4 protein-coding genes are annotated in these 3,152 nt (G+C 73.4%); 1 reads left to right on the forward strand and 3 read right to left on the reverse strand.

All coding sequences use genetic code 11. The features are described from left to right. Positions 1–335: 335 nt before the first annotated feature. Entirely contained in the window at positions 336–1,343 is a 1,008-nt protein-coding gene (locus tag ACZ514_RS32210) for a stage II sporulation protein M (RefSeq protein WP_469126337.1), read from the reverse strand. Between the two features lie 111 nt (positions 1,344–1,454). Here ACZ514_RS32210 and ACZ514_RS32215 point away from each other — a divergent pair, with 111 nt between their 5' ends. Continuing rightward, positions 1,455–2,336, forward strand: a complete 882-nt coding sequence (locus tag ACZ514_RS32215; protein WP_469126338.1) for an RDD family protein — start codon at positions 1,455–1,457, stop codon at positions 2,334–2,336. Here ACZ514_RS32215 and ACZ514_RS32220 read toward each other — a convergent pair. Beyond that, a complete protein-coding gene (locus ACZ514_RS32220) occupies positions 2,333–2,968 on the reverse strand; it encodes a hypothetical protein (protein WP_468167885.1) in 636 nt (211 codons plus the stop codon). The genes ACZ514_RS32215 and ACZ514_RS32220 overlap by 4 nt on opposite strands. A 92-nt stretch (positions 2,969–3,060) precedes the next feature. Further along, a partial coding sequence (locus tag ACZ514_RS32225; protein WP_399279836.1) for an adenosylhomocysteinase occupies positions 3,061–3,152 on the reverse strand: 92 nt, incomplete at its 5' end.

A 3,152-nucleotide genomic window follows, 5' to 3' on the forward strand; every position in this document is an offset into this window, starting at 1 on the left:
GTTCTTCGTTCTTGCGTTTCCGACTCTATCAGACTCTTTCGTGTCCGATTTCCTCGGCGCTTTCGAGGTCCTGCGCTTTCGCGCTTTCCCTTTCCAGCGGCTCCGACTCTATCAGAAGCTTTCCACCGGATTTCCCGGGCTTCGGCTTCCTGAATGAGAAGTCGGCTGTGCCCCACGGGAATTCAATTCCATTTGGGGGCGAGAGAGATGTTAAACCATCGCTGCCGAACTTGTCCAGTTCGAGGCAACCGTTCGAATCTACCTCCCCACAGCTGCCGTGTCAACGGTCTGCGGGACGACGAGGAGACTAGCAGCTCAGGCCGCTCGTACGCACATCAGGCCGCGGTCGGGAGGGTCGCCGTGCGGTCGGCCTCCTCCACGTCGCCCGCCTCGCCGGCGCGGGAGGCCCGGCCTCCCAGGACGTAGACGTAGACGAGGAACGCCGCCTCCGCGAGGACGCCGATGGAGACGCGGGCCCAGGTGGGAAGGCCCGAGGGGGTCACGAAGCCCTCGATCAGGCCGGACACGAACAGGACCGCGGCCAGGCCGATCGCCATGCCGAGGGCGGCGCGGCCCTGTTCGGCGAGGGCCGTGCGGCGGGTGCGGGGACCCGGGTCGATGACCGTCCAGCCGAGGCGCAGGCCCGTACCGGCGGCGACGAAGACGGCGGTCAGTTCGAGGAGGCCGTGCGGGAGGATCAGCCCGAGGAAGACGTCGAGGCGGCCGGCGGAGGCCATCAGGCCGAGGCCGACGCCGAGGTTCGCCATGTTGAGGAAGAGGATCCAGAGCACCGGGAGCCCGAGGAAGGCGCCGAGGACGAGGCAGACGGCGGCGGCCTGGGCGTTGTTCGTCCAGACCTGGGCGGCGAAGGAGGCCGCCGGGTGGCTGGAGTAGTAGGTCTCGTACTCGCCGCCCGGCCGCGTCAGCTCCTTGAGGTGCTCCGGGGCCGCGATCGCGCTCTGCACCTCGGGGTGGGTGGCTATCCACCAGCCGATGAGCACGCCGAGGGCCGTGGAGAGCAGTGCGGTGGGTATCCACCAGCGGCGGCTGCGGTAGACGGCGGCCGGGAAGCCCTCGGTGAAGAAGCGCGCGGCGTCGCGCCAGCCGGCGCGGCGGGTGCCGGTGACGGTGGAGCGGGCGCGGGCGACGAGCTGGGTGAGGCGGCCCGTCAGCATCGGGTCGGGTGCGCTCGACTGGACCAGGGAGAGGTGGGTGGAGGTGCGCTGGTAGAGGGCGACGAGCTCGTCGGCCTCCGCCCCGGTGAGGCGGCGGCCCCGGCCGAGGAGCTGCTCCAGGCGGTCCCACTCCGTCTGGTGGGCCGCCACGAAGACGTCGAGATCCATCCGGTTACCGCTCCCCTGCCCCTGGCCACCCGATACGGCTTACTTCTCCTGTCGTCAGCTTGGCAGACTGGGGTGGGCAGGGGTGGGTCAGGTCGGGGAAGGGTGCGCTCGGTGAGTGATCTGGTGACGGGAGACGCGGTCGTCCTGGGTCTGCGGCCGGCGCGGCTGCCGAGTCGGGCGCTCGCGGTCCTGCTCGATCTGGTCGTGTACGTCATCGGATACGTGGCGGTGCTGGTCGGGCTGCTCTACGCGACCTCCGGCCTCGACGAGGCCGCGCAGGCCGCGGTGAGCGTGGCGAGCTTCCTGCTGGTGCTGGTCGGCGTGCCGATCGCGGTGGAGACGCTGAGCCACGGCCGCTCGCTGGGGAAGCTGGCGTGCGGACTCCGGGTGGTGCGGGAGGACGGCGGGCCGATCCGGTTCCGGCACGCGCTGGTGCGCGGGGCCATGGGGGTCGTGGAGCTGCTGTTCTCGTTCGGGGCGGTCGCCTGTATCGCCTCGCTGATGTCGGAGCGGGGCCGGCGGCTGGGCGACGTCTTCGCCGGGACGCTGGTGGTCCGGGAGCGGGTGCCGGGGGCCCGGGTGATGCCGGTGCCCGCTCCGCCGCCGTGGCTGGCGGGGCGGTTCGCCGCGCTGGACCTGTCGGCGGTGCCGGACGGGCTGTGGCTGGCGATCCGGCAGTACCTGACGCGGATGGGCCAGCTGGACCCGCACACGGGTGCCGCGATGGCCGTGCGGCTCGCGGACGACGTGGTGGCGCGGACGGGGACGCCGGCGCCGGCCGGGGTGCCGGCCGCCGCGTTCCTGATGGCCGTGGTGCACGAGCGGCAGTCCCGGGACGCCGCGCGGGCCTTCGCGGTGGGCCGGGCCGCGGCCGTGGCCCCGGCGCCCCCCGCCGTCGTCCCCGCGGCGGCCTCCATGCCGGCGCCCGCTCCCGCGCCCGTGGTCCCCGTGGCCCCGCCGGCGCGCGGGACCGGGTTCGCTCCGCCCGCCTAGGCCGAGGAGGCGGGCTGGTCCTCGAAGGAGGACGGTGGGGTTTCCAGGTGTTCGAGTTCGATGCCGGGTGCCGAGAGGACCACGTCCCCCGCGATGTGCACGGTGTGGACCTCCCCCGTGTCGAGGGCGGTGACCTGGTACTCGTCCACCACCAGGGGGCCGCTGTCGGTGGGGTGCCCGGCGCGTGAGAGCAGGGCCCAGGCCTGGTCGACGGTGCGGGGTGCCAGGACCGGATCGGTCAGGGCGAGGAGCCGGACGCGGGTCGCGGGGGCCCCGGGGCGCAGGCGCAGCAGGCGGGCCGTGGCGATGAGGAAGGCCGGGGAGCTGCCGGTGAAGCCGGGCGCGGCGACGTTGCCCTCGGTGGCCTCGGCTCCGGTGGGGTCGGTGCGGACCCAGGTGACGCCGTCGATGGCGGCGCCGCGCACCTGCCAGCTCGCGGCGTTCGCCTCCAGGCGGATGGGGCGGCCGAGTGCGTCGATGGCCAGGTCCAGCGAGCCGCGGTGGCCCCCGTCGGGGGTGGTCAGCTGGGCGACGTAGCGCCAGCCGGAGGGGCCGGGGGCGCAGTGGAAGTGCTCCTCGCCGAGCGGGGTGCGGTCGTGGGGGTCGTGGAGCGAGTAGCGGCCGCGGGGCATGGCTGTGGTCCTCGGGTACGGGGCAGGCCCCCGGCGCGGGTGCCGGGGGCCTGCCTGGAGTGCTGCGGATCCGCCGGGGTCGGCGTCGTGGATCAGTAGCGGTAGTGGTCGGGCTTGTACGGGCCCTCGACCTTGACGCCGATGTACGCGGCCTGCTCCGGACGCAGGGTGGTGAGCTTGACGC

It is taken from the genome of Streptomyces sp. NPDC034086, from assembly GCF_055575515.1.

What these genes read in the sequence shown, in the direction of transcription:
- ACZ514_RS32220 (WP_468167885.1), bottom strand. Translation starts at nt 2,968, where the DNA reads ATGCCCCGCGGCCGCTACTCGCTCCACGACCCCCACGACCGCACCCCG.
- ACZ514_RS32210 (WP_469126337.1), bottom strand. Translation starts at nt 1,343, where the DNA reads ATGGATCTCGACGTCTTCGTGGCGGCCCACCAGACGGAGTGGGACCGC.